The organism is Pseudomonas sp. B21-036, assembly GCF_024748925.1.
GTDB classification, from domain to species: domain Bacteria; phylum Pseudomonadota; class Gammaproteobacteria; order Pseudomonadales; family Pseudomonadaceae; genus Aquipseudomonas; species Aquipseudomonas palmensis.
The window spans coordinates 101,987-122,500 of the sequence record NZ_CP087178.1 but is presented as its reverse complement, the minus strand read 5'-3'; the positions used below and the strand labels follow the sequence as shown (position 1 = coordinate 122,500).

The window sequence follows — 20,514 nt, the reverse complement described above, 5'->3', positions numbered from 1 at the left end:
CGTCTCGGACAAACGAATAGGGCTGGCTACCTGCGGCACGCTGCCGGCCAACGGGTGAGGAATCTCTATGGCCAGGCCACGCGCCTGCACCTGAGGGTCCTGGAACATCTGCGCCAGGTCGTTGATCGGCCCGCACGGTACACCCGCCTGCTCCAGCTGGCTGACCCACTCGGCGGTAGTCTTGAACACCGTGGCCTGGCGAATCAGCGGGATCAGCTCGGCGCGGTTGGCAACACGCAGTTTATTAGTGGCAAACCGCGGGTCATCCGCCCACTGCGGCTGGCCGGCCACCTCGGCGAACTTGCGAAACTGCCCGTCGTTACCCACGGTCAGGATGAAGTCGCCATCGGCGGTAGGAAAATCCTGGTAAGGCACGATGTTCGGGTGCGCATTACCCAGGCGACGCGGCGCAACACCCGTGGTCAGGTAGTTCATCGCCTGGTTGGCCAGGCAAGCCACCTGCACATCCAGCAACGCCATGTCGATGTGTTGCCCGCCGCCATCGTGATCCCGGTGGGCGAGGGCGGCCAATATCGCCACCGTCGAATACAGCCCGGTGAGAATATCGGTCAACGCCACCCCGACCTTCACCGGCCCCGCACCGTCCTCACCCTCCGGGCGGCCGGTAAGGCTCATCAGGCCACCCAGGCCCTGGATCATGAAGTCATAACCAGCGCGCTTGGCGTAGGGTCCGGTCTGGCCGAAGCCGGTGATCGAGCAATAGATAAGCCGCGGGTTGATCGCCCGCAGGCTTTCGTAGTCCAGCCCGTAGGCCGCCAGCCCGCCAACCTTGAAGTTCTCGATCAGGATGTCGGACTTGGCCGCCAGCTCGCGTACCAGTTGCTGGCCTTCGGGCTGGGTGAAGTCGATGGTGACCGACTGCTTGTTGCGGTTGGCCGAAAGGTAGTAGGCCGCCTCACTGGTGTTCTCGCCATAGGCGTCCTTGAGAAACGGCGGGCCCCAGGCGCGCGTGTCGTCGCCCGCCCCGGGACGCTCGACCTTGATCACCTCGGCCCCCAGGTCCGCGAGGATCTGTCCGGACCACGGTCCGGCCAGCACTCGCGACAGATCCAGCACCCGCAGATGAGATAGCGCGCCCATGGGCTGGCTCCTTATTAATAGAAAGCCTGCAGACCGGTTTGCGCACGCCCCAGAATCAGCGCATGCACGTCATGGGTACCTTCATAGGTGTTGACCACCTCGAGGTTGACCAGGTGGCGGGCCACGCCGAACTCGTCGGAGATACCATTGCCGCCCAGCATGTCGCGGGCCAGGCGGGCGATGTCCAGCGCCTTGCCGCAGGAGTTGCGCTTCATGATCGAGGTGATCTCGACCGCAGCAGTGCCTTCATCCTTCATGCGGCCCAGGCGCAGGCAACCTTGCAGGGCCAAGGTGATCTCGGTCTGCATGTCGGCCAGCTTCTTCTGGATCAGCTGGTTGGCGGCCAACGGGCGGCCGAACTGCTGACGGTCCAGGGTGTATTGGCGCGCGGTGTGCCAGCAGGCTTCCGCTGCACCCAGGGCGCCCCAGGAGATGCCATAGCGCGCCGAGTTGAGGCAGGTGAACGGGCCCTTCAGGCCACGTACATCCGGGAAGATGTTTTCTTCAGGCACGAACACGTTGTCCATCACGATCTCGCCGGTGATCGAGGCACGCAGGCCGACCTTGCCGTGAATCGCCGGGGCACTCAGGCCTTCCCAGCCTTTCTCCAGCACGAAGCCGCGAATGTCGCCCGCATCGTCCTTGGCCCACACCACGAACACGTCAGCGATCGGGCTGTTGGTGATCCACATCTTGCTGCCGCTCAGGCGATAGCCACCGTCGACGCTCCTGGCGCGGGTGATCATCGAGCCCGGGTCGGAGCCATGGTTGGGCTCGGTGAGGCCGAAGCAGCCGATCCACTCGCCGCTGGCCAGCTTGGGCAGGTACTTCTGCTTCTGCGCCTCGGTACCGAATTCGTTGATCGGCACCATCACCAGCGAAGACTGCACGCTCATCATCGAGCGATAGCCGGAGTCGATACGCTCCACTTCACGGGCAATCAGGCCGTAGCACACATAGTTGAGGCCGCTGCCGCCGTACTGCTCGGGGATGGTCGCACCCAGCAGGCCAACCTCGCCCATTTCACGGAAGATCGCCGGGTCGGTCTGCTCATGGCGGAAGGCTTCGAGCACACGCGGGGCGAGCTTGTCCTGGGCGAAGTGGAACGCGCTGTCACGCACCATGCGCTCTTCTTCGGTGAGCTGCTGATCGAGCAGCAGCGGGTCGATCCAGTTGAAGCTTGCCTTGCCAGCCATGTGCGAATCCTCGGAAACGTTTTGTCGTGGGTTGATCCTAGGCCGTAACGGGCGTGGCGACAAACGAGGATTGCGCATAGTCTTGTGATAATTTCTCACTTCGTAACGGCACCAACGGCCATTTTTACGACTGATTAGTGAGGTTGACGTATATGCGGCGCAAGATCCCCAGCACCACGGCCCTGGTGTGCTTCGAGGCTGCAGCCCGCCACGAAAGCTTTACCAAGGCGGCCCAGGAGCTCTCCCTGACCCAGGGCGCGGTGTGCCGACAGGTGGGCGGGCTGGAGGAGTTTCTGAATGTGGAGCTGTTTCGACGCTCGCGCCGTGGCGTGAAGCTCACCGAAGCCGGCCTGTCCTATAGCCGCCGCGTCGCCACCCAGCTGGACGCGGTGGAGCGCGATACCCTGTCGGTGATGGGCCAGCAGGGCGCCAACGTGATCGAACTGGCCTTGGTACCGACCTTCGGCACGCAATGGCTGCTGCCGCGACTGAAGGACTTTCAGCGCCTGCACCCCGAAGTCACCGTCAACCTGACCAACCGCACCCGTCCGTTCCTTTTCGCCGACACCCACTTCGACGCCGCCATCTATTTTGGCGACGCCGACTGGTCGGGTACCCAGTCCCACCGCCTGATGGGCGAGAACCCCGTGCCGGTGTGCAGCCCGGCCTTGCTGGCAGGGCAGGCTAGCCTTAGCGCCGAGGACCTCGCGCAACTGCCGCTGCTGCAGCAGACCACCCGACCCTATGCCTGGCGCCAGTGGTTCAACAGCCTGGAAATGAACGTTGCCCGCGACATGACCGGCCCGCGCTATGAGCTATTCTCGATGTTGGCCCAGGCCGCCATGCACGAGATGGGCGTGGCGTTGATCCCGCCCTTTCTCATCCAGCATGAACTGGGGGAGGGCAGGCTGGTGATTGCCAACCCGCATGCGCTGTCGAGCATCAAGGCGTATTACCTGATGATCCCGGAGCGCAAGGTGGAATCCGCCTCACTGCGTGCTTTTCGCGACTGGCTGGTAGCCGAGGCCCAGCGCTATACCGCGCAGCACAAGGATCAGAGCGGTTTGTTGACCCCGTAGTCAGCAAATATCGAGCCCTACAGATATACGAAAATGTCGCAAATGAGCAGACTGTTCCGGTGCACGCCAAAACACCCCTTAACCCTGCTGTTTACGGGGCCTTCGCGACATAAAGCCTGTGCACAAATGCGCTTTCGCGAAATTTGTCTGAAAAAATTTCAAATTTTGCGTAATGTCCCTGAAGCCCACGGTTCGCGGGCTTCAGGCCGTTTATTGCGACATTCGGTCACAGGGTGACTTGTAGTTTATCGTTCGTCACCCTTCAGAACCGGTTGAAGCGATTCAGGATCGCCTGCAAAATGCCGCGCCCCGCCCGGATTCAGGGCGGGATCGTGCTGATCGGCCGCCCCAGACGCACCATCCGCAGTGCGCTGGTTTACCAACAAAAGATCACGCAGGAGAAATTGACGTGCACATTGGTGTTCCTCTCGAAACGCAGACGGGCGAGACACGTGTCGCTGCCACCCCCGAAACCATCAAGAAACTGATCGGCCAGGGTCATCAGGTCACTGTGCAACGTGGCGCGGGCGTCAATGCCAGCGTGCCCGACAGTGCCTATGAAGCAGCAGGCGCGACCATCGGCAGCGCTGCCGATGCGTTTGGCGCACAGCTTGTACTCAAGGTTGTGGCGCCCAACGAAAGCGAACTGGGCCAGATCAACAGCGGCACCGTTCTGGTGGGCATGCTCAACCCGTTCAACAATGACGTGATTGCCAGGATGGCCGAACGCGGGATCACCGCCTTCGCTCTCGAGGCCGCGCCGCGCACCTCCCGCGCGCAGAGCCTCGACGTGCTGTCATCGCAGGCCAACATCGCCGGCTACAAGGCAGTGCTGCTGGCCGCGCATCACTACCCACGCTTCATGCCGATGCTGATGACTGCCGCAGGCACCGTGAAGGCTGCCCGCGTGCTCATCCTGGGCGCCGGTGTGGCCGGCCTGCAGGCCATCGCCACGGCCAAGCGCCTGGGTGCGGTGATCGAGGCCTCGGACGTGCGCCCGGCGGTGAAGGAGCAGATCGAATCGCTCGGCGCCAAGTTCATCGACGTGCCGTATGAAACCGATGAGGAACGCGAGTGCGCCGAAGGCGTCGGCGGCTACGCGCGGCCCATGCCCGCCAGCTGGATGCAGCGTCAGGCCCAGGCCGTGCACGAACGCGCCAGACAGGCCGACATCGTCATCACCACGGCGCTGATCCCCGGGCGCAAGGCACCGACCCTGCTCAGCGCCGAAACCGTCGCGCAGATGAAGCCGGGCTCGGTGGTCATCGACCTCGCCGCCGCGCAGGGCGGCAACTGCCCGCTGACCGTGGCCGACCAGGTGGTGATCGAGAACGGCGTGACCATCGTCGGCCCCACCAACCTGCCAGCCCAGGTCGGTGCGGACGCCTCGGCCCTGTATGCACGCAACCTGCTCGACTTCATGAAACTGCTGTTCGACAAGGACGGCGCCCTCACGATCAACCTCGAAGACGACATCGTCGCCGCGTGCCTGATGTGCCGCGACGGCCAGGTCATCCGCAAGAACGGATAAGGAGCCAGACAATGGAAGACATGCTGATCTCTCACGGCGTCTACAACCTGATCATCTTCGTGCTGGCCATCTATGTGGGCTACCACGTGGTATGGAACGTGACCCCGGCGCTGCACACCCCGCTGATGGCGGTCACCAACGCCATCTCCGCCATCGTCATCGTCGGCGCCATGCTGGCCGCCGCGCTGACCGTGACCCCGCTCGGCAAGACCATGGGCACCCTCGCGGTGGCCCTGGCAGCGGTCAACGTGTTCGGCGGTTTCCTCGTCACCCGGCGCATGCTGGAGATGTTCAAGAAAAAGGCCGCGAAGGCTGAGGGGAAGAAGTAAACATGAGCATGAACCTGGTAACCCTGCTCTACCTTGTCGCCTCGGTGTGCTTCATCCAGGCGCTCAAGGGCCTGTCGCACCCGACCACCTCGCGGCGCGGCAACCTGTTCGGCATGCTCGGCATGGCCCTGGCGGTGATCACCACCGTCGGCCTGATCTACAAACTGGGCGCGCAGCTGGCCACCGACGGCATCGGCTACGTGATCGTCGGCCTGCTGGTGGGCGGCACTGCCGGCTCGATCATGGCCAAACGCGTCGAAATGACCAAGATGCCGGAACTGGTCGCCTTCATGCACAGCATGATCGGCCTGGCGGCCGTGTTCATCACCATCGCTGCCGTGGTCGAACCACAGTCGCTGGGCATCGTGGCCAGCATCAGCGACCCGATTCCGGTCGGCAACCGCCTGGAACTGTTCCTTGGCGCCGCCATTGGTGCGATCACCTTTTCGGGTTCGGTCATCGCCTTCGGCAAGTTGTCGGGCAAGTACAAGTTCCGCCTGTTCCAGGGCGCGCCGGTACAGTTCAGCGGCCAGCACAAGCTCAACCTGGTGCTGGGCCTGGCCACCATCGCCCTGGGTCTGATCTTCACCTTCACCGGCAACCTGACCGCCTTCGCCCTGATGCTGGCCCTGGCCTTCGTGATGGGTGTGCTGATCATCATCCCGATCGGCGGCGCCGACATGCCGGTGGTGGTCTCGATGCTCAACAGTTATTCGGGCTGGGCAGCGGCGGGCATCGGCTTCTCGCTGAACAACTCGATGCTAATCATTGCCGGTTCGCTGGTGGGTTCGAGCGGCGCGATCCTCTCGTACATCATGTGCAAGGCGATGAACCGTTCGTTCTTCAACGTGATCCTCGGCGGCTTCGGCGGCGCTGCAGAAGCGGCCGGCCCGGCCGGTGCCAAGGAGGCGCGCCCGGTGAAATCCGGTTCGGCCGACGACGCCACCTTCCTGCTGAGCAACGCCGACACCGTGATCATCGTGCCCGGCTACGGCCTGGCGGTGGCCCGTGCCCAGCATGCGCTCAAGGAACTGACCGAAAAGCTCACCCACAACGGCGTGACCGTGAAGTACGCGATCCACCCGGTGGCGGGGCGCATGCCCGGGCACATGAACGTGCTGCTGGCCGAGGCCGAAGTGCCCTACGACCAGGTGTTCGAGATGGACGACATCAACTCCGAGTTCGGCCAGGCCGACGTGGTACTGGTGCTCGGTGCCAACGACGTGGTCAACCCGGCGGCCAAGAACGATCCCAAGTCGCCGATTGCCGGCATGCCGATCCTCGAAGCCTTCAAGGCCAAGACCATCATCGTCAACAAGCGCTCCATGGCCAGCGGCTATGCCGGCCTGGACAACGAGCTGTTCTACCTGGACAAGACCATGATGGTGTTCGGCGATGCCAAGAAGGTCATCGAAGACATGGTCAAAGCCGTGGAATAAGCCCTTGAAAAGGCTGTGACAAATAGCCCCAGCGCGGTACCGGCTGGGGCTTTTTAATGCCCGCCCAGCCGACAGAAGGCTCTACTTCAGGCCTTCGCATTCGACCTTGGTCGCGGGACGCCGACAGGCGAAATCAATAGACTGCGCATCTAGCTTTAGTAGCCCGAGATAATAATCCATGTACCGTGATCGTATTCGCTTGTCCTCTTTGCACAGCAAGGTAATGAGTGCGGCCGATGCCGCAGGTTTGATCGAGGACGGCATGACCGTCGGCATGAGCGGTTTCACCCGTGCCGGCGAAGCCAAGGCCGTGCCCCACGCACTGGCCGAGCGAGCCAAGCTGTCGCCGCTGAAAATCAGCCTGATGACCGGCGCCAGCCTGGGCAACGACCTCGACAAGCAGCTGACCGAAGCCGGTGTGCTGGCCCGTCGCATGCCGTTCCAGGTCGACAGCACCCTGCGCAAGGCCATCAACGACGGCAAGGTGATGTTCATCGACCAGCACCTGTCGGAAACCGTCGAGCAACTGCGCAACCAGCAGCTCAAGCTGCCGGACATCGCGGTCATCGAAGCGGTCGCGATCACCGAAGACGGCCACATCGTGCCGACCACCTCCGTGGGCAACTCGGCCAGCTTCGCCATTTTCGCCAAGCAGGTCATCGTCGAGATCAACATGGCGCACAACGCCAACCTCGAAGGCCTGCATGACATCTATATCCCGACCTACCGGCCGACCCGCACGCCGATCCCGCTGGTGAAAGTCGATGACCGCATCGGCAGCACCGCGATCCCGATCGACCCGGCCAAGATCGTCGGCATCGTCATCACCGAGCAGGCGGACTCGCCGTCCACCGTATTGCCGCCGGACGACGAAACCCAGGGTATCGCCAACCACCTGATCAACTTCCTCAAGCAGGAAGTCGACGCCGGGCGCATGACCAACAAGCTCGGCCCACTGCAGGCCGGCATCGGCAGCATCGCCAACGCGGTGATGTGCGGTCTGATCGACTCGCCGTTCGAAGACCTGACCATGTACTCCGAAGTGCTGCAGGACTCGACCTTCGATCTGATCGACGCCGGCAAGCTGAGCTTTGCCTCGGGCAGTTCCATCACCCTGTCGACCCGTCGCAACGCCGACGTGTTCGGCAACCTGGAGCGCTACAAGGACAAGCTGGTGCTGCGTCCGCAGGAAATCTCCAACCACCCTGAAGTGGTACGGCGCCTGGGCATCATCGGCATCAACACCGCACTGGAGTTCGACCTGTACGGCAACGTCAACTCCACCCACGTGTGCGGCACGCGCATGATGAACGGCATCGGTGGCTCGGGCGACTTCGCGCGCAACGCGCACCTGGCCATCTTCGTCACCAAGTCCATCGCCAAGGGCGGCGCGATCTCCAGCGTAGTACCGATGGTCAGCCATGTGGACCACACCGAGCACGACGTGGACATCCTCGTCACCGAGCAGGGCCTGGCCGACCTGCGTGGCCTGGCGCCGCGCGAGCGCGCCCGGGTGATCATCGACAACTGCGTGCACCCGGACTACCGCGACGCACTGAACGACTACTTTACCCGCGCCTGCGAAAAGGGTGGGCACACCCCGCACATCCTGCGCGAAGCCCTGCAGTGGCATGAAAACCTGGAAGAAACCGGGCGCATGCTGGCCAGCTGAAGCCGTCCCTGTACAGCCGGTGGCGCGCAATGCGCACCGGCTGTACAGTTGCCCCGTCCAACCGTTACACAAACTGTTCTACTGTACCGGTGTTTTGACGGTACCTTCCTACGCAAAATCCCCTCATTGACCCTAAATTGCACCATTTCAGTGCGGACCGGTACAGTTGCGTGCAATACGAGTGCAACAGTCTGCATAAACAGTTAACTGGCCCATCACAATGCAGGTGAACTGTATCTACTGTTATGGACGACACAGGAGGATCATTGGCATCAGTTAAATCACTACCTAATGCCGCCACAAGCGGAAGGATGACACCATGGAACGTACACTCAGTTCCGATCTGGCTTTTGAAAACAACGCTCAACAATCCCAGGGTTCGCTGCCACTGCGCCTGCTGGCCAACCTGATGCTGTGGCAACGCCGCATCGCCAGCCGCCACCAACTGGCTCGCCTGGACTCGCGTCTGCTGGCTGATGCCGGTATCAGCGAAGCACAACGTTACGAAGAGCTGAGCAAGCCTTTCTGGCGTTGATGCAGGGCCCGCCGGCCAACGCCGGCACCCCCGAATTCAAAAACCCGTCGCAGGTGACTGCTGACGGGTTTTTTGTTTGAAAGGCCCGCGCCAGAGCATTCGAACCCAATACCAGTACAGTTTTTATAAACCAAAATATCACCAGTACAATCGTACAGTTGCGCTGCACGAGCCGGCGAAGCAGACGCCGCTGCACCACCTGCTGCATAATAGCCAGGCCCATATTCAGGAGATCGACCATGTCCCGTACCCGCCTGCTTGGCGCCGCAATGCTGCTGGCCCTGGCCTCCACTGCCCACGCATCCAGCTTCGTGGTCACCACCGATACCGTGGTGCGTGGCGTTGCCGCCTCCACCAACGCGACCTCCGATGCCTCCTCATCGCTGCGCGATGACAAGATCGTGCGCGCCGCCCGTGACGACGCCGCCAGCTTCGTCGCCAGCCAGGGCGCCATCCGCGGTGTGAAACTGGAAAGCGCCTTCGCCCACATCCGCCAGCAGGCCCCGACCCTGCAGGCTTCCGACGCCCAACTGGCCCAGGCGATCCTGGCCATCTGAACCGCGCAAGGGCCCGGTACACGTAACAACGTGTAAAAGCCGGGTACCCTGCGCTGGTCCCCACCCGCGCATTGGGATAGCCTTGCCGCCTGATTTCACAGCCAACCAGACCTCATGCGTTATTTGCTACCGCTGCTGCTCGCACTCTGCGCGTCGACTGCCGCCCAGGCCTTCGACCTGACCACTCAAAGCCTTGTGATTGCGGGCTACGCCACCAGCAAGGTGACCACCGCCCCGTTCGATCGCAAGCTGATCCTGGCCGCCCACGACGATGCCGCCGCCTTCGTCGCCAGCGACGGCGCCCTGCGTGGCGCACAGCTGGAAGCCGCCCTGAACGCACTGCGCCAGCACACCCCCGAACTTCATGCCAGCGACCTTGAACTGGCGCAGGCAATTCTCGTCCAATGATCACAACCGATTTTCCGGAGATGCTCCATGCGTAAACCGCTGATTGCCGCCACCCTCGGCCTGATGCTGCTGGCCGACGTGGTCCAGGCACAAACCCTGGTGGCCACCAGCAATATCATCGTGCGTGCCTTTGGCCGCTCGATCGACTTCACCTCCGACACCACCACCTCGATCCGCGACTCCAAGGTCGTGCGCGAGGCCCGTGACGATGCCGCCAGCTTCGTCGCCAGCCGTGGCGATATCCGTGGCGCGCAACTGGAAGCTGCCTTCGATACCCTGCGCCAGCGCGTTCCCGAAGCACGCGACGCCAGCGACCAGGTGCTGGCCGAAGCCATCCTGTCGCTGTGAAACCCCTTGCCTGGCTGTTGGGCAGCGTACTGACGCTGCTCGGCGCCCCTGCGCTGGCCGACCTGCAACTGCACCTGCAGGCAGACGGCCTCGACCCGCAACAGCAGCGGGCCAGCCAGGCACTGCTCGACGAAGCCCTGCAGGCCCTGCCGCCACGCTTGAAGGCTGAGCTGGACCGCCGCGTCGACGTCTCCTGGACCACCCGCATGCCCGAAGACGCCTATGGCCAGGCGTCGCTGGTATCGAGCCTGGAGCTCAACCGGCGCCTGCTGCCGGGCCTCACCGATGGCAGCGCTGCCACCGCGCAGACCGGCCGGCCGCATGGCACGGTGCGCCAGGAGCTGCTGGCCACCGTTCTCCACGAGCTCACTCACCTGTATGACCGCGCCCGCCTGTGGCCAGCGCCCGAGCGCCGGCTGATCAGCCGCTGCGTGCGCCAGAACACCAGCCTGGGGAAGGTGGGGCTGCCCGATGAATGCCGCGGCCAGACCGAACGCCGCTTCACCCTCAGCGACGACCCGCGCCTGCTCGACCTCGCCGGCTGGCCGCAGTACGTGGGCCGGCGTGGCGAGCGCGAACAGCACAACCGCCAGATCGCGCGCACCCCGGACAGCTACGAGCTGAGCAGCCCCAAGGAATTCATCGCGGTCAACATGGAGTACTTCCTCCTCGACCCGAGCTACGCCTGTCGCCGCCCGGCCCTCTACAAGTACCTGCGCGAGCATTTCGACTGGGCGCCTGCCGCTGCCGAGTGCGCGCCGGGGCTGCCGTTCCTCAACGCCGGCAACGACTTCGACAAGCAGCCGCTGGGCCAGGTCGACCCCGAACGCGTGTACGCCGTGGACTTCCTGCTGGCCGAAGCCAACCAGAACTGGGTCAGCCGCTGGGGCCACAGCATGCTGCGCCTGGTGATCTGCGCGCCGGGGCGCCCACGCGGTCCGGACTGCCGCCTGGACCTGGACCAGCACCTGGTGCTCTCGTACCGCGCCTTCGTCAACGACGTGCAGCTATCGAGCTGGGACGGCCTGACCGGCGCCTACCCCTCGCGCCTGTTCGTGCTGCCACTGGCACAGGTGATCGACGAGTACACCAAGACCGAACTGCGCAGCCTGGCTTCGATCCCGCTCAAGCTCGACCGGGACGAAATCGAAGACCTGGTGCGCCAGGCCGCCGAGATGCACTGGAACTACGACGGCCACTATTACTTCCTGTCCAACAACTGCGCGGTCGAAACCCTCAAGCTGCTGCGCAGCGGCACCGGCAACCCGCGCCTGGCCGGGCTCGACAGCATCATGCCCAATGGCCTGCTCGAGGTGCTGCAGGGTCGTGGCCTGGCCGACATGAGCGTGCTCGACGACCCGCGCGAAGCCTTGCGCCTGGGCTACCGCTTCGACTCCTACCGCGACCGCTACCAGGCCATGTTCCAGGTGCTCAAGCAGCACCTGCCGGTGCCGCAGGCCAGCGTGGAGGCCTGGCTCGAACAGCCACCCGCCCAGCGCCAGCAATGGTTCGCCCAGGCCGACCTGCGCACCAGCGCGGCCTTGTTGCTGCTGGAACAGGCCGGCCTGCGCCGCCAGCTGCTACTGGCCCAGGACGAGGTCAAGCAGCGCTACCTCAGCGGTCGCGAGCTCAACGACACCAACGTGGCCCAGGCCAACAGCACCCTGCAGCAGATCCTCGCCAACAGCGGCTTTCTCAGCAAACCGGCCGAACTGCTGAGCGGCAGCGGCTACGGGCTGCCCCAGGCCAGCGAACGCCAGCAGCTGGAGCAGGCCAGCAGCCAGCGCCAACAGCAACTGCAGCGCCTGACCGGCGACCTGGACAAGGAAGTACGCGCCTTGCTCGGCCCCGAGCGCGCCGCCGAAATCGCCGCCGTCGAAGCCAACCTCAAGCAGCTCGGCGAACACCTGCGCGCACTGCACAAGGCCGCTGGCGGGCTGCAATTGCCCTGAGTCGGTAGTTGACTTTGTAACTGCCTGTGCCACTATTTCGCCGCTTGAAAAATGGCATTTGGCTGCCATTGCGCCCCGCCGAAAGGCGCCGGGACATTTCGCAGAACCTCTTTCTTTCGACGTGACGGCCTGACCTCAAGCAGGCACTGCCGCGCACGGACGACCGTTGGCATGGTGGGATTATATGGACGTAGTCGGAGACGACCGCGAGTACGAGTGGTCGCTGGATGGGCAACGCTGGTTGCAGGATGCCCATGGCAGGTTCTCCCTGACCCACGTCGCCGGCAAGGCGCTGGAAGACGCGCAGCCCGACCTGGACTTTCTCGTCGGTGCGCAGCAGGCGCCCGGTGCGCAGGGCTGGCTGCCGGCCAGCTTCCGCCATTGCCCGCAGACCGGTACAGCCCTCACACCCGTGCGCTTCGACCGCCAGCAACGCTGGTTGCCGCCCTATGGCAACGGCAGCGGACGCCGGGTGGTGGAGGGCAGTTGCCGGCTCGACGGTGCCGAACACACCCTCGCCGCGTTGTACCGCAAGCTGGACGGCGCCACCCCGCGCAGCCTGAACACCGCGCACAAGTACGACCAGCTGCCACGCAAGAACGGCTTGAATTTTCTCGTCGCCAACCTGGGCGGTCATCGCGAGGCGCTGTTTGCGCTGGCCCGCGACGGCAGCCTGTTCCGCTGGCAGCGCCAGGCCCAGGAGTGGGCGGCGCTGTTGCCGCACAGCACCCCGATCGGCCGTTGCAGCCTGCCCAGCTGGGCGTGGGGCGTGAGCCTGCGCGAGGTGGGCGAACAGCAACGCCTGCTGCTGGCCTGTGACGAGGGTGCCACCGAGGTGCGCGTCGACCCGCTCGATGGCCGCTACCATGTCGACCGCTGCCCGGGCCGTGCCATCGCCGCCCCCGGCGATCTCGACGACCAGGTACTGATCCCGCAGCAGATGCCCGACGGCAGCTTCAGCCTGGTGGCACGCCACAATGAACAGTGGACCCTGCACCCCATCGCCCACGCCAACCCGGCGCACCTGCAGGGCCTGTCCGCGCCACTGCGCGACCCGGCCTCGCGGCGCCTGCTGTGGATCGGCGCCCACGGCTACCTCAGCGTCAAGCTCGGCGCCCAGCTGGACGCCCAGTGGCTGAGCTGGCCCGCCGGTGCCCAGGCCCGCCCCGAATACGGCCCGCCGTTCGTCAACGGCTACGGCATCTGGCAGCAACTGTTCGAGGGCAGCGAGCAGTACTGCCTGCGCCTGGACTCGGACGAACGCAAGGAAGTCAAAGGCTCGCGCCTGAGCACCGGGCACCTAAACTACATGTTCAACGTGCGCCTGGATGCGCCCTGGGGCGAGCACGACGTCGACAACACCCCCACCCGGCGCGAAGTGGTCTACCCCTTCATCGAGTTCATCGACAGCCAGTACCTGCTGTCGGTGCGCGTCGAATGGCCGTCGAGCCTGCAACAGTTCTTCGGCAACGACCAGGCCATCGACAGCCAGTTCTGCCTGGAACGCGTGGGCCAGCCGCCCTTGAGCATCACCCTCAAAGTGGCCCAACCCTGGAACGCCCAGTGGTTCTTCCACGACAACGCCCTGTGGCTGTACATCGATTCGACTGGAGCGCTCTACCGATGGGACGCATGAACCGCCTGCTGCGCCGTGGCCTGCTGCTGGCCCTGAGCCTGGTGTGCCTGAGCGCCCAGGCGCAACCGCTGCGCCAGGTGTTTCTGGTACAGAACTCCGGCTGGATGGAGCCGTTCTACCTCGACCCGGCTTCGGGCTTCAAACCGCTGATCACGCAACTGGCCGCCACCGCCGCCGGCAACGGCGAAGTGGTGATCGGCGCCTTCAACCAGGCCGACAGCAGCCACCCCTCGCCGCAATGGACCTACCGCGGCCCCGGCACCCACGCCAAGCTCGGCGACAGCGTCAATGCCCTGGCCCTGGCACGCAAGGCCAGTGGCGCCTATGCCGACACCGACTTCAAGGAAGCCCTGCTGGCCGCGATCAAGACCGGCCTGGAAGGGCGCGAAGGCATCATCTGGATCGTCACCAACAACAAGAACAGTCCCAACAACAGCAGCGAAACCCAGCTCAAGAACCGCGAGTTCTACGACCTGCTGCACAAGGAAGACGTGATCAGCCGCATCGCCGCCTTCCCGCAGAAGATGCCGGTCAAGAGCAGCAACTTCGAAGCCAACGGCCTGATGATCTACGCCCTGGCCTACGGCGCCAATGCCGGTGCCGCGCTGGAACAGGTGCTGGCCCAGCCGGCCCTGGCCAAACTGCTGAACGACGCGCGTGTACGCCTCAAGCCGCTGACCCAGGCCGCCGTGCGCTTCATCCCGACCGGCGTCAAGGACACCCCCGACGTCAGTGCAGAGCTGGCCCCCGACCAGCAGACCGTGGTGCTCAACATCAACGTCGACGGCTCGCCCAAGACCGCGGTGTTGCTGGGCCGCTTCGAGAACCAGTTCAACCCCTACCAGATCCACTCGGCCAAGGTCGCGATGAGCCTGGACATGCCCGGCGAAGCCCTGCAGTCGGCGATCTCGATGGACCGCATCGAGAACCTCGAACCCGGCGCCCGCTCCGACGAGCTGTCGATCAGCCTGCAACTGCCGCCGCTGCCGTCGCAGTGGTCCAGCGAAGTGCTGCTGTCCAGCGGCTACCAGCGTGCCGGGGCCATCGAAGTGCGCCTGAGCGAGCAGCAACTGCAGATTTCCCAGCAGTTCATCGAGCGCATGAACGAGCTGTTCCCCAACGATGCACTGCCCGATGTGTTCCTGCCGTCCAGCGAAGCCAGCGCTTCGGCCACCCGCCTGCCGATCGTGCTGCAGATCAGCTACCCGCTGGGCCCGGTGCTGTTGCTGCTGGCCCTGCTGGTGCTGGCGTTGATCGGCCTGTTGCTGGCCAAGGCCCTGATCGGCGGCAAGAAGCCGGTCACGGTGATGGTCGAAGGCATCGCCCAGCAATACCCGCTCAAGCCGTTCAGCAGCGCCAGCGTCTATGACGCCCGGCAGAACAAGGTCGCGACTGTAAAGCGCGGCCTGTTCGGCGCCACCCTCGAAAAACTCGCCGCCGACGTCGCCGTGCGCCTCAAATAACCCAGGACCCCGATCATGACCCAGACCAGCTCCCTGCCAGCCCCCGTAGAAAACGACGCCGCACCGGCCACCACCACCTCCACCCTGAGCGTTCCGGCGCCGCTGATGGACCTGGGCCCGAAAAAGGTCGACAGCCGTGACGCCCTGATCGGCGTGGCCGTGCTGGTGGTACTGGCGCTGATCTTCTTCGTGATCAAGAACGCCTACGCCAACTGGCGCGTGCGCGAGCGCGTGGCCCCCAGCCGCGCCAACGCCTCGGGCTGGTTCCTGTTCCTGGGCCTGCTGCTGGTGTCGGCCATGGCCGTGCTGGCGGTGATCAACTCCGGTCAGTTCCTCACCCCGCTGTACCTTGCGCCACTGGCTGGCGTGGCCGGCATTTCGCTGGTGGCCTGGCTGATGACCTTCTCGGCCAAGCGCTGAGCCCGGCCTGCACTGCCCGCGTCAGGCCTGGCCTGACGCTTCAATTTGATCCACGGATTTAGCCCGCCGACCCGACTCGGCCAGCCCAGCCAGGGCTCATGGAGTTTCAGATGAACGAGAATGCACAACCTTCCGGCCCGGCAGCGCTGAACATGGTCAGCGAGAAGATCCACCCGACGCTGTTCATCGCCCTGGGCGGTACCGGCATGAAGGTCAACATTCGCCTGCGCCGGCGCATTCTCAATGCCATCTGGGGCGGCAACAACCAGGTGCAGCAGATTGCCGACTTCCCCCTGGTGCAGTTCATCAACTTCGACCTGGATGCTGGCGAAGTCACCCAGGACGGCAAGTCGATCAAGACCGACGTGCTGGCCGAACAAGTGGCCTTTACCTCCGAAGAGAAGATCATCGAGCCGCTCAACCTGAGCAAGTACACCCACTCGATGGACGAGCTCAACCGCCACCGTGAAGTGGCCGAATGGTTCCCGCTGACCCCGGACAAGATCCGCGCCCTGGGCATCGACCCCTCCAAGGGCGCCGGGCAGATCCGTGCGCTGTCGCGCCTGTACTTCTACGACAAGTACCCGGTGATCCGCGACAAGCTGCGCGACAAGGTCGGGCGCCTGCTGGCCAACATCGGCGGCAACGCCGACAAGCTCAAGAAGCTCGGCCTGGAAATCGACCCCGGCAAGATCCGCATCGTCATCAGCGGCTCGGCGGCCGGCGGCACCGGGTCCGGTTCGTTCCTGGACATGGGCTACCTGGCCAAGGCGATCCTCAAGGAACACAACATCGCCGGCAAGGTCGACCTGTTCTTCGTGTTGCCCGGCGGCTTCCATGCCTACAACACCGAGCGCGTGCAGGCCAACGGCTACGCGGCGCTGATGGAGCTGGAAACCAGCATGCGCGGCAACCGCCTGGTCAAGCACTGGGACGCCACCGACAACCTGTTCATCGACAACCGCCCGTACGATGACGTCTACATCATCGACAACAGCAACGTCGCCCAGGCCAAGACCAGCGACCAGGAAGACGTCTACGAGATGCTCTCGGACGTGCTGTTCACCGACTTCACCTCGCAGGACTTCGCCAACAAGAAGCGTTCGATCGCGGTCAACCAGAACCAGCACAAGATCCGCTCCTACACTGTGCGCCTGCCCCAGGACTACGGCGACGACACCGAGCTGCGCTTCCCGTGCTCGTACTCATCGCTCGGCCAGGCCGTGCTCGACACCCAGATCGATGCGCGTCAGAACGTGCGCCTGAGCCGTCAGGTACAGCAGATGCTCAAGGCGTTCTTCGGCATCGCCAACGCCTCGGCCAACGACAACCGTCCTACCGACCGCGAGCGTGACGACTTCCTGCGCGAGCAGCTGAACGTCACCCCGCGTACCTTCACCGAACTGCCGGACTTCCTGTCCAAGGTCGAGCTGACCCTGGCCACCGGCGAGTTCACCCACTACCAGATCGCCGACGACCTGCTGCTGGTGGAAGGCGACAACAGCATCACCGCCCAGATCGAGCAGAAGGTCGAAGCGTTGTTCGAACGCCTGCACAGCGGCGGCGCCGACAAGGACCAATGGCTGACCCATGTGCGCGAGATCCAGCAGCAGCTGGAACGCGACACCAAGGGCAGCAACATCGACAGTGCCGAGCGCAACCACGAGGTACGCATCAAGGAAAACCGCCAGCGCCGCCTGGCCGAGCTGGTGCGCGAAGACGCCCTGCCGGAAAAACTCTTCCGTCGCCTGGACGACGATGAGCGCGGTGGCCTGGACTACACCCTGGCCCTGGTCGAGATGCTCAAGGACCGCCTGGAAAACGAAGGCAGCGGCATCATCCCGGCGCTGGAAAAGAACGCCGCACGCTTTAAGGAACTGGCCGAGAAGCTGGAGTCCTCGGAGCTGGCCCGCGAATTCGAGCGCCTCAAGGAAACCACCGGCGGCGGCCTGATGGCCCGCCTCAGCGGCAAGGACAAGCAGGCCGAGACCGTGCTCACCCAGGTCAAGGACACCCTGCGCGACAGCCTGTTGTTCTACGTGCGCCATGTAGCCGCGCGCGAGGCGGCCCAGTTGCTGCGCGAGCTGTCCGACTGGCTGGGCCGCAAGGAGTCGGTGGACCAGAGCGGTCGCGCGGTGTGGAACGGCTTCGTCGGTCGCCTGCAGGACGGGCGCAACGCAGTCGACCAGCTGCTGCGCCGGATCGAGACCGACATCAGCAAGATCGACGCCAGCATCAAGGAAAAACACGCCACGCTGATCCCCCTGGCGCTGGTGCAGAACAGCGAAGAGCAACCGGTGGACGGCGCCCAGGTGCGCGAGTGGGCCAAGGACGCATTCAAGGACTTCGGCGGCTCCAAGACCCTGTTCGGCAAGCTGCAGGACGAGGAGGGCCAGGAAGAGCTGCTGTCCAAGCTGCGCGCCAAGGCCGTACAGCAACTGCCGCGCCAGACCCAGGGCACCGACCCGCTGCTCAGTGCGCTGGCCGCGCTGACCCCGGACGAGCAGCGCGAGAAGTTCCGCCAGCTGCTGCAACGTGCCATGCCGTGGACCCCGCTCAACCTCACCGGCGGCTTCGGCATCGGCAAGGACCGCTACACCTGCCTGGTCGGCGTGCAGGACGCCAATGAGTTCAAGCGCACCTATGGCGCCATGCTCGGCCAGTGCCTGCCACAGGGCACCGGCATGACCGCCGGGCAGATCCAGTTCGTCGAGTCGGGCACCCCGGGCAAGCTGATCTGCTTTACCGAGCTCAGCGGCTTCCCTCTGCCGGCGCTGACCCCGCTGCCGACCTACCTGGCCAGCTACCGCAAGGAAAGCACCACCATCCCGCTGCACAGCCACAAGCGCATCAGCCAGTTCGTGCAGCCGATCCAGTTCACCCAGGAGCAGTACCGCCAGTTCGCCGAGGACTTCAAGCTGTACCTGCACGCGGTCGTGATGGGGGTACTGCGCCGCAACCCGTCGGAACGCTACGAACTGATGATCGACCAGGACTACTTCAGCGTCGGTGACGAGTTCGCGATCCGCCAGAACGGCCTGAACCAGCTACAGCGCAAGGACATCGAAGACCAGCTGCGCCAACGCTACGAGCAACTGCGCAGCCCGCAGCAACTGGCAGCCATGGTCGCGCTGTTCGAAGACCTGCGCCGCGGCGCCTACAAGCCGCAGATGCGCCAGGACGAAATCGGCGTGTCGTCGCTGTACCAGACCTTCCCGTACAAGATCGCCGAGCTGCTGAAAAACGAGTACGACAACCGCCTCAAGCGCCAGGCCCCGGACAACGCCGAGCGCCTTGTCGAGCAGGCGCGCGCGTTGCTGCAGCAGTTCACCGAGCCGGTCAGCGGCTCGCGCGCCGATGTGTACCGCGACGAAGTGCACGACGAGCACAGCGAGAAGCGCACCCTGCTCAAGGACTTCTTCACCAGCGGCTGGCTCGACAGCCTGTTCCAGCCGGCCGCCAGCACAGCGCCAGCTACCGCCCCCATGCCGGGCATGGCGCCACCGCCACCACCAGGCGCAGCCGGCATGGTGCCACCGCCGGTAGCCGCACCGCAGTACAGCTACCACCTGAGCGTGGCCGGCACCAACTATGGCCCGTACACCACCAGCCAGTTGCAGCAGTACGTGCAGACCGGCCAGGTGACCCGCGACAGCCTGTTGTGGCGCGAAGGCATGGCCGCCTGGCTGGGCGCCGGGCAGATCGCCGAGCTGGCCCACCTGTTCGCCCCGACGCCCGCCGCAGCGCCGCCTGTCGGTACCCCACCGCCCGTTGCGCCGATGGCGCCACCGCCTGTGAACTGAGGAAGGCCCCATGTCCGCATCCGCGAAAAATCCGGCCTTCCCGCTCAACTGCGCCAGCAGCGCGTGCAACCAGCCCCTGAGCGGCCCGGTGGCGTTCTGTCCGTACTGCGGCGCCAGCAGCCAGGTTGTGGCCGCTGCACCCGCCGCGCCGGCGCCGGTGGTCGTGGTGAGCGCGGCCCCGCCCCCCATGCCCGCAGCGGTGCCCGCGCCGGTGATCGAATCGGTGCACACGCTGGCCCCGGCAGGCATCGTGAGCACACCGGTGGTGACGCCGCCGCCCGTACCGCCGGTAGTGCAAGGGGCGCCGGTGGCCAAGTCGCGCAACCTCGGGCGCAAGCTTGCCCTGGCCGCCGGTGTGGTTGTGGCGGTACTCGGCTACGGTGCCTACCAGGCCAGCCAGCGCCAGTCGCTGCAGCAGTTCGAAGCCGAACTGGCCGCCGGCCAGGCTTGCCTGCGCAGCAGCCAGTTCGACTGTGCGCTGGAAAAAGCCGAAAGCGCGCTGCGCATCGAGAGCAAGGACCCGCGCGCCATCAGCCTGCTGCAACGCGCCCAGGCCGGGCTCGAGGGCCAGCAGCGCGACCAGCAGGCCAAGGCCCAGGCGGCAGCCGCCGCGGCCAGTGCGGCAGCCGCTCGTCAGGCTGCGGCCGAACGGGCGCAACGCGAGCAGCAGGCCCGTGAACTGGCCACCAAGGAGCAGCAGCTACGCGACGAGCAAACCCAGCTCGCCAAGCGCCAGCAACAGCTGGAACAACAGGCTCGCGTCGTGCAGCCGGCGCAGCAGCGTCCGCTCACCACCCCGCGCCCGCCCGTACAACGCCCTGCCAGCGCAGCCAATGCCGGGCTGGTGGGCCAGCAACTGAGCCAGGCACGCAGCGCCCTGGCCCGTCGTGACGGTGCCACCGCCCGTTCGCTGGCCAACAGCGTGCTCAGCCAGGACCCTGGCAACCGCCAGGCGCAGATCATCCTGCGCCAGGCCGAGCAGCTGCGCGCTCAGTCGTTCAACACGCCAAAGGGCCTGGGCGGGGTGATCATCGAGTAGCCCGCG

17 protein-coding genes (1 of these 17 running past the window's edge) are annotated in these 20,514 nt (G+C 64.9%); 15 read left to right on the top strand and 2 right to left on the bottom strand.

The annotated features are described in order from the left end of the window. On the bottom strand, window positions 1–1,101 hold the 5' portion of the coding sequence (locus LOY33_RS00575; protein WP_043862337.1) for a CaiB/BaiF CoA-transferase family protein. Its footprint begins 120 nt before the window's first position; 1,101 of the gene's 1,221 nt are visible here — the first part of the coding sequence; it begins with the start codon at window positions 1,099–1,101; the stop codon falls past the left edge of the window. 14 nt (window positions 1,102–1,115) lie between these two features. Further along, window positions 1,116–2,297 carry an acyl-CoA dehydrogenase gene (locus LOY33_RS00570; RefSeq protein WP_054916007.1) on the bottom strand — a complete coding sequence of 394 codons (1,182 nt, stop codon included), beginning with the start codon at window positions 2,295–2,297 and terminating at the stop codon, window positions 1,116–1,118. Between the two features lie 152 nt (window positions 2,298–2,449). Between LOY33_RS00570 and LOY33_RS00565 the strand changes: the two genes are divergently transcribed. From LOY33_RS00565 to LOY33_RS00495, 15 genes are all read left to right on the top strand, one after another. Further along, window positions 2,450–3,376, top strand: coding sequence for a LysR family transcriptional regulator (locus LOY33_RS00565; RefSeq protein WP_104571727.1), 927 nt, complete (start codon window positions 2,450–2,452; stop codon window positions 3,374–3,376). A gap of 409 nt (window positions 3,377–3,785) precedes the next feature. Next, window positions 3,786–4,907 carry a Re/Si-specific NAD(P)(+) transhydrogenase subunit alpha gene (locus LOY33_RS00560; protein WP_043862334.1) on the top strand — a complete coding sequence of 374 codons (1,122 nt, stop codon included), beginning with the start codon at window positions 3,786–3,788 and terminating at the stop codon, window positions 4,905–4,907. 11 nt (window positions 4,908–4,918) lie between these two features. After that, window positions 4,919–5,236 carry an NAD(P) transhydrogenase subunit alpha gene (locus LOY33_RS00555; protein WP_043862333.1) on the top strand — a complete coding sequence of 106 codons (318 nt, stop codon included), beginning with the start codon at window positions 4,919–4,921 and terminating at the stop codon, window positions 5,234–5,236. A 2-nt stretch (window positions 5,237–5,238) separates the two neighbouring features. Then, window positions 5,239–6,675: an NAD(P)(+) transhydrogenase (Re/Si-specific) subunit beta gene (locus LOY33_RS00550; RefSeq protein ID WP_258660660.1), complete on the top strand. Its 1,437-nt coding sequence runs from the start codon at window positions 5,239–5,241 to the stop codon at window positions 6,673–6,675. Between the two features lie 178 nt (window positions 6,676–6,853). Then, window positions 6,854–8,347, top strand: coding sequence for an acetyl-CoA hydrolase/transferase family protein (locus LOY33_RS00545; RefSeq protein ID WP_043862331.1), 1,494 nt, complete (start codon window positions 6,854–6,856; stop codon window positions 8,345–8,347). A gap of 319 nt (window positions 8,348–8,666) precedes the next feature. Next, window positions 8,667–8,882 carry a DUF1127 domain-containing protein gene (locus LOY33_RS00540; protein ID WP_043862330.1) on the top strand — a complete coding sequence of 72 codons (216 nt, stop codon included), beginning with the start codon at window positions 8,667–8,669 and terminating at the stop codon, window positions 8,880–8,882. A 239-nt stretch (window positions 8,883–9,121) separates the two neighbouring features. Next, window positions 9,122–9,439, top strand: a complete 318-nt coding sequence (locus LOY33_RS00535) for a DUF2388 domain-containing protein (protein WP_043862329.1) — start codon at window positions 9,122–9,124, stop codon at window positions 9,437–9,439. 114 nt (window positions 9,440–9,553) lie between these two features. Further along, complete coding sequence (locus LOY33_RS00530; RefSeq protein WP_054916009.1) at window positions 9,554–9,847, top strand: DUF2388 domain-containing protein; 294 nt, start codon at window positions 9,554–9,556, stop codon at window positions 9,845–9,847. A gap of 27 nt (window positions 9,848–9,874) precedes the next feature. Further along, the gene (locus LOY33_RS00525) at window positions 9,875–10,195 is read left to right on the top strand and encodes a DUF2388 domain-containing protein (RefSeq protein WP_043862327.1); all 321 of its coding nucleotides are present in this window, start codon (window positions 9,875–9,877) and stop codon (window positions 10,193–10,195) included. Then, the gene (locus LOY33_RS00520) at window positions 10,192–12,147 is read left to right on the top strand and encodes a DUF4105 domain-containing protein (protein ID WP_078481905.1); all 1,956 of its coding nucleotides are present in this window, start codon (window positions 10,192–10,194) and stop codon (window positions 12,145–12,147) included. Before LOY33_RS00525 ends, LOY33_RS00520 begins: the two co-directional genes overlap by 4 nt. Before the next feature lie 184 nt (window positions 12,148–12,331). Continuing rightward, window positions 12,332–13,783 carry a hypothetical protein gene (locus LOY33_RS00515; RefSeq protein ID WP_258660659.1) on the top strand — a complete coding sequence of 484 codons (1,452 nt, stop codon included), beginning with the start codon at window positions 12,332–12,334 and terminating at the stop codon, window positions 13,781–13,783. Next, window positions 13,771–15,246 (top strand): hypothetical protein, encoded by a 1,476-nt coding sequence (locus LOY33_RS00510; protein WP_258660657.1) that lies wholly within the window; start codon window positions 13,771–13,773, stop codon window positions 15,244–15,246. The genes LOY33_RS00515 and LOY33_RS00510 overlap by 13 nt, the downstream gene beginning before the upstream one ends. Window positions 15,247–15,261: 15 nt before the next feature. Beyond that, window positions 15,262–15,666, top strand: coding sequence for a hypothetical protein (locus LOY33_RS00505; protein WP_054916013.1), 405 nt, complete (start codon window positions 15,262–15,264; stop codon window positions 15,664–15,666). A gap of 110 nt (window positions 15,667–15,776) precedes the next feature. Further along, window positions 15,777–19,469, top strand: coding sequence for a tubulin-like doman-containing protein (locus LOY33_RS00500; protein ID WP_236176520.1), 3,693 nt, complete (start codon window positions 15,777–15,779; stop codon window positions 19,467–19,469). 10 nt (window positions 19,470–19,479) lie between these two features. Beyond that, complete coding sequence (locus LOY33_RS00495; protein WP_258660653.1) at window positions 19,480–20,508, top strand: hypothetical protein; 1,029 nt, start codon at window positions 19,480–19,482, stop codon at window positions 20,506–20,508. Window positions 20,509–20,514 lie beyond the last annotated feature (6 nt).